This window comes from Simplicispira sp. (assembly GCF_028687295.1).
In the GTDB taxonomy this organism is placed as follows: domain Bacteria; phylum Pseudomonadota; class Gammaproteobacteria; order Burkholderiales; family Burkholderiaceae_C; genus Simplicispira; species Simplicispira metamorpha.
The window spans coordinates 1-3,247 of record NZ_JAQUAL010000222.1 but is presented as its reverse complement, the minus strand read 5'-3'; the positions used below and the strand labels follow the sequence as shown (position 1 = coordinate 3,247).

Annotated in this window: 4 protein-coding genes; 1 reads left to right on the top strand and 3 read right to left on the bottom strand. The window is 67.0% G+C overall.

The annotated features are described in order from the left end of the window. Positions 1 to 240 precede the first annotated feature (240 nt). Positions 241 to 1,113 carry a hypothetical protein gene (locus tag PHX69_RS15865; RefSeq protein ID WP_288045079.1) on the top strand — a complete coding sequence of 291 codons (873 nt, stop codon included), beginning with the start codon at positions 241 to 243 and terminating at the stop codon, positions 1,111 to 1,113. 117 nt (positions 1,114 to 1,230) lie between these two features. Here the strand turns inward: PHX69_RS15865 and urtE are convergent, their stop codons facing one another. From urtE to PHX69_RS15850, 3 genes are all read right to left on the bottom strand, one after another. Further along, the gene (gene urtE / locus PHX69_RS15860; RefSeq protein ID WP_288045077.1) at positions 1,231 to 1,935 is read right to left on the bottom strand and encodes an urea ABC transporter ATP-binding subunit UrtE; all 705 of its coding nucleotides are present in this window, start codon (positions 1,933 to 1,935) and stop codon (positions 1,231 to 1,233) included. Positions 1,936 to 2,019: 84 nt separating this feature from the next. After that, positions 2,020 to 2,898, bottom strand: a complete 879-nt coding sequence (gene urtD / locus PHX69_RS15855) for an urea ABC transporter ATP-binding protein UrtD (protein ID WP_288045075.1) — start codon at positions 2,896 to 2,898, stop codon at positions 2,020 to 2,022. Further along, positions 2,895 to 3,247, bottom strand: a 353-nt coding sequence (locus PHX69_RS15850; RefSeq protein WP_502958554.1) for an ABC transporter permease subunit, incomplete at its 5' end; no start/stop codon positions are given. The genes urtD and PHX69_RS15850, both read right to left, overlap by 4 nt.

Here is a 3,247-nt window from a genome sequence, read left to right as displayed (position 1 = left end):
CATTCCTCCGCCCGGCGATAACCTTTCCTCCCCCATCTGCGCAGAACATCCATCGCCGGGCACCCGCCCAGCGCGATGGCGGCCTGCGGATGTGCGCCTTTGCGCACCGGCACGGGCCGCTCCCCCCCAGAGATGCCCCATGCACCCAGATTCTGTTGGTGGGCCTACGCCCATCGGTTCGTTCCTCGTCCACCCACCGCCCGCGTTCGCGCGCCCGCTGCCATGCCAGGGGTGATGGCCATGGAATTCACCAAAAAATTCTTGCGCGCCAAAAGCCCCTGCGCCGATGGTTTTCGCTGGTTCAGCCGCCATGTCGAGGACGGCAGCGGCTACCAGCAGGCGCTCGATACCCTGGTCAACGCCGGGCGCGTGGGCGATGCCTGCTGGCTGCTGTCGCAGTTTGGCCCCACCAACGAGGTGCTGACGCTGGACCGCCTGGAGGCCGACGCCCTCGTGTTTGCGGGCACGCTGGTGGTGCGCGGCAACGTCGATGTGTCGGGCGTGTTGCAGACGGGGCGCTCCATTCGGGCGGGCGGCGGCGTGCGCGCTGGCGAATCCATCGTGGTGGGCGAGGACGTCCGCGTCGCGGGCGCCATCGTCAGCCAGGGCCTGCTGCAAGTGGGCGGCGACCTGCGCGCGGACTGGGGCGTGGAGGCCGAGGGCGATATCCGCTGCGGCGGCGACCTGCGCGCCGGGTGGGATCTGGTGTGCCACGGCACGCTGGCGCTCAAAGGCGGCGCGTTTGTCGGGCAAGACCTGATCGCCCACGGCAGCGTGGAGTGCGACAAGGGCGTGCGCGTGGGCGGGCACCTGACGGGCGCGGCCAGCGTGCGCGTGGGGCAGGGCATTTGGGTGGGCGGCGCCATCACCGGCGTGCAGCACCTGGAGGCGGGCTGGGGCATCAAGGCGGGCGAGTGCATCCATGCGGGCGGCGCCATCAAGGCGGGCGAGAGCCTGTCGGCGGGCGAGGACATTCGCGCGGGCGACGGTTACGGCGTGTTCGCCGGGCTGCATGTGCAGGTGGACACCTGGGACGCCAGCGCCCAGGTGTGGGCGCAGCAGCCGCCCGAGCGCCTGCGCAGCGGCGTGTGGCTGGGGCCTTGTGTGGTGTAAGGCGCTGGCGCCTGAATCAATCCTGAAATGATAGCTGCTCGCGCTTATCTGGCGCGCGTTAGAGCCTGATTGGATGCTGTTTTTTGGCGGTTCTGGCGCCCTGGGCCGTGCGCTGCCTCAAATGGCCACCAGCCGCTGGATTCCCTTTTCCTGCATCTCGCTGCCCGGCCCGTGGGCGATGACTTCGCCGCGCTCCATCACCAGGTACTCGTCGGCCAGTTCTTCGGCAAAGTCGTAGTACTGCTCGCACAGCAGCACGGCCACGGGGTGGCCGTCCAGGCCGTGGTCGGCCAACTGGCGGATGACGCGGCCAATGTCTTTGATGATGCTGGGCTGGATGCCTTCGGTGGGCTCGTCCAGGATCAGCAGGCTGGGGCTGGGCGCCAGCGCGCGGGCAATGGCCAGTTGCTGCTGCTGCCCGCCCGAGAGGTCGCCGCCGCGCCGTTTGAGCATCTGCTTGAGCACCGGGAACAGCGTGTACAGGTGCTCGGGGATGGGCGTGGAGCCGCTTTTGTAGGCCAGGCCCATGCGCAGGTTGTCTTCGACGGTGAGGCGGCCAAAAATCTCCCGGCCCTGGGGCACGAAGCCGATGCCGCTGCGCGCGCGCTCGTAGGGCGTTTGGTGCTGGATGGGCTGGCCATTCCAGGTGATGGTGCCGCTTCGGATGGGCACCAAACCCATCAGGCTTTTGAGCAGCGTGGTCTTGCCCACGCCGTTGCGCCCCAGCAGCACGGTGACTTGGCCGGGGGCGGCGCTCAGGCCCACATCGCGCAGGATGTGGGAGCCGCCGTAGTACTGGTGGAGGTTCTGGACGGTGAGCATGGTGGTTTTAGGTGTTTTTTGGCTCTAGGGCTTATGCAGTAAGCGCGAGCAGCTATGGTTTTGATAGTTGGCGGGGCGGCGGCGTCAGCGGCCCAGGTACACATCGATCACGCGCTCGTCGGCCTGCACCTGGTCCAGCGTGCCCTCGGCCAGCACGGCGCCATCGCACAGCACGGTGACTTTCTCGCTGATGGTGCGGATGAACGACATGTCGTGCTCCACCACCATCAGCGAGTGCTGGCCCTTGAGCGTCAAGAACAGCTCGGCGGTGCGGGCGGTTTCGTCGTCGGTCATGCCGGCCACGGGCTCGTCCAGCAGCAGCAGCTGGGGCTCTTGCATCAGCAGCATGCCAATCTCCAGCCACTGCTTTTGTCCGTGGCTCAGGTTGCCCGACTGGCGCGCCACGCTGTCCGCCAGGTGGATGGTGTGCAGGATGTCGGCCAGCCGGTCGGACTGCTTTGAATCGAGCTGGAAGAACATGCTCGATGCCACGCCCTTGTGGGTTTTGAGGGCCAGCTCCAGGTTCTCGAACACCGTGAGCTGCTCGAACACGGTGGGCTTCTGGAACTTGCGGCCAATGCCTAAGCTGGCAATCTCGGGCTCGTTGTGGCGCAGCAGGTCGATGGTGCTGCCAAAGAACACGCTGCCTTTGTTGGGCCGCGTCTTGCCGGTGATGATGTCCATCATCGTGGTCTTGCCCGCACCGTTGGGGCCGATGATGCAGCGCAGCTCGCCGGGGGCAATGTCCAGGTTCAGGCCGTTGATGGCCTTGAAGCCGTCAAAGCTGACGTGCACGTCTTCCAGGTACAGGATGCGGCCATGGGTCACGTCCACAGCGCCGGGCGTGGCAATGCGCGAGAAGCCTGCGGCGCGGCCCCCGGATTCGGTCTGGCCCGGAGTGGCCACGGCTGCCTGCGCCTTGTGCAGGCGCCGGGCGCCTTCGTCCATCAGGTCGGGGGTCATGGTGCGGCTCCTGGGGAGGTTTTGCTTTTGAGTTTTTTTACCAATCCCACCACGCCGTGGGGCAGGAACAGCGTCACGGCGATGAACAACGCGCCCAGAAAATACAGCCAGAACTCCGGCGCCGTCACCGTGAGCCAGCTCTTGGCGCCGTTGACGATGAAGGCGCCGACGATGGGGCCGATCAGCGTGGCGCGCCCGCCCACGGCGGCCCAGACCGCGATCTCGATGGAGTTGGCGGCGCTCATCTCGCCGGGGTTGATGATGCCCACCTGCGGCACGTACAGCGCGCCCGCCACGCCGCACATCATGGCGCTGATGGTCCAGATGGTGAGCTTGTAGGGCAGCGGCG

Bases quoted from the DNA above. Each gene is read 5' to 3' on its own strand.
- PHX69_RS15865 (WP_288045079.1), top strand. From the start codon at position 241: ATGGAATTCACCAAAAAATTCTTGCGCGCCAAAAGCCCCTGCGCCGAT.
- urtE (WP_288045077.1), bottom strand. From the start codon at position 1,935: ATGCTCACCGTCCAGAACCTCCACCAGTACTACGGCGGCTCCCACATC.
- urtD (WP_288045075.1), bottom strand. From the start codon at position 2,898: ATGACCCCCGACCTGATGGACGAAGGCGCCCGGCGCCTGCACAAGGCG.